Source organism: Roseateles sp. P5_B10 (assembly GCF_056400485.1).
Map to the genome: position 1 here is coordinate 1 of NZ_JBFULE010001690.1, position 553 is coordinate 553.

Annotated in this window: 1 protein-coding gene; it reads right to left on the reverse strand. The window is 67.5% G+C overall.

The window, feature by feature from the left end:
* Nucleotides 1-553: cobaltochelatase subunit CobN (locus AC1DU6_RS35360; protein ID WP_477863251.1), on the reverse strand; the 553-nt coding region annotated here is incomplete at both ends.

Here is a 553-nt window from a genome sequence, read left to right on the forward strand (position 1 = left end):
CTTCGAGCGTGCGGGCACGCGCGCGGACGTTGGCCGCGATGGGATTGGCGTCATCGGGTTCATCGAGTGCGGCCACGGCACTCACGGCAGAGCCGATGATATCCATCTGGGTCGGGAATGCATCGCGGAACAGGCCGGAGACACGGAAGGTCACATCGACGCGCGGGCGTTTCAGCTCAGACAGCGGCGTGATCGCAAAGCCAGTGACACGGCCGGAGGTTTCCTCCCACAACGGCCGGGCGCCGATCAGCGCCAGCGCCTGCGCGACATCGTCACCGCCAGTGCGCATATTGGCCGTGCCCCAGGCCGACAGCGCGATCGCGCGCGGCCATTCGCCGGCCTCCTGCCAATAGGATTCGACGAGCCGTTCTGCCGCAAGTTGCCCGATGCGCCATGCGGATGGCGTCGGCACAGCGCGGACATCAACCGCGAAGAAGTTACGCCCGGTCGGCAACACATCGGGGCGTCCACGCGTTGGCGCGCCAGATGGACCAGGCCGCACGAACTGACCGTCGAGGCCTTTGAGGAATGCGGCCGTCTCGGCGCCACCGCA